We start from the raw sequence: 1,191 nt of genomic DNA on the forward strand, positions 1-1,191 counted from the left end.
CCGCACGCTTTCGGCGATACCGTTGCCGCGGTCCTGTCGACAACTCCAGGTCGATCAAACAGCGTGGCTTTTGACGTTTCGGGCGGGAAGCTCCGCCGTGCCCCCTCCCCTAGCATAGTGAGACCAGCATGCCCGATACCAGCCTCAAGCTCATCAGCCATCCGCTTTGCCCGTTCGTTCAACGCGCGGCGATCGTCCTTCTGGAAAAGGGTGTGGCGTTCGACCGGATCGACGTCGATCTCGCGGCCAAGCCCGACTGGTTCCTGACAATCTCGCCGACCGGCAAGGTGCCGTTGCTCAAGGTAAGCCAGGTAGACGGGCCGGACGCGATCCTGTTCGAGAGCATGGTGATCTGCGAATATCTTGAAGAGTCGCAGGACGGCGCACGGCTATATCCTGCCGATGCACTGGCTCGCGCCCGACAGCGCGGCTGGATCGAATTCGGCACGGCAACCCTGGCCGACGCATGGCAGTTCCTCAACGCCACCGATCGCTCCACCGCAGATGCGAAGCAGGCGGCGTTCCGCGACCGGCTCCGGCAACTGGAGGCAGCGCTCGCGGAAGAACCTTATTTCAACGGTGCCGCCTTCGGCATGGTCGATGCGGTGTTTGCGCCGATCTTCCGCTACTTCGACATCCTCGATCCGACCGTATCGCAGCCGATTTTTGAAAAGCATCCTCGCGTATCAGCGTGGCGGGCCGCTCTGGCGGCACGGGAGAGCGTCATTGCCGCTGTCTCAGATGACTATGCTGATCGATTCCGGCAGCGCCTTCGTCAGCAGCAGGCGCTCCTCGCGGACTGAATAGTGAACGAAGCTTCGCAAAATTACGGTCCGCGGGCGGTTCGTTTTACAGCCCCGCAGCTAATGTTGGTCAGCGCAACACACTGCCTTCCACGCTCGGATTTGGGGCCTAAGTCCAGGTTGTTGATGCCTTGCAAAGGTATCGGCCAAGCCTGCTGGACTACAGGTCCGGCCTCAAGCGTCAGCGCAGAGCAACAGCGTAGGTGGAGTTCGGAAAATGGCAGCCGGGTTAACGCCGTTGTTGTTCGCGGAAGTTGAGCGCTCCTGGGCCAGGGAAAGTAGACCGATGGCGCAACGCCGTCTGCCATCCTCTTCCCTCCTCCACACATGTTTTATCTTTTGCGGAAGATTTGATTCGCTCAGCGCAAGACCGATTGCAAATGCGGTG

The 1,191-nt window shown here is 60.4% G+C and carries 2 protein-coding genes; one reads left to right on the top strand and one right to left on the bottom strand.

Annotated features, from left to right (window positions below; genetic code table 11):
• Window positions 1-128: 128 nt before the first annotated feature.
• Window positions 129-803 (top strand): glutathione S-transferase family protein, encoded by a 675-nt coding sequence (locus U1769_RS25170; RefSeq protein WP_332720894.1) that lies wholly within the window; start codon window positions 129-131, stop codon window positions 801-803.
• 174 nt (window positions 804-977) lie between these two features.
• Here the strand turns inward: U1769_RS25170 and U1769_RS25175 are convergent.
• On the bottom strand, window positions 978-1,191 hold a 214-nt coding region (locus U1769_RS25175; protein ID WP_332720895.1), incomplete at its 5' end, for a hypothetical protein.

The organism is Parasphingomonas zepuensis (assembly GCF_036663735.1).
Taxonomy (GTDB): Bacteria; Pseudomonadota; Alphaproteobacteria; order Sphingomonadales; family Sphingomonadaceae; genus Sphingomonas.

Bases quoted from the DNA above. Each gene is read 5' to 3' on its own strand.
- U1769_RS25170 (WP_332720894.1), top strand. From the start codon at position 129: ATGCCCGATACCAGCCTCAAGCTCATCAGCCATCCGCTTTGCCCGTTC.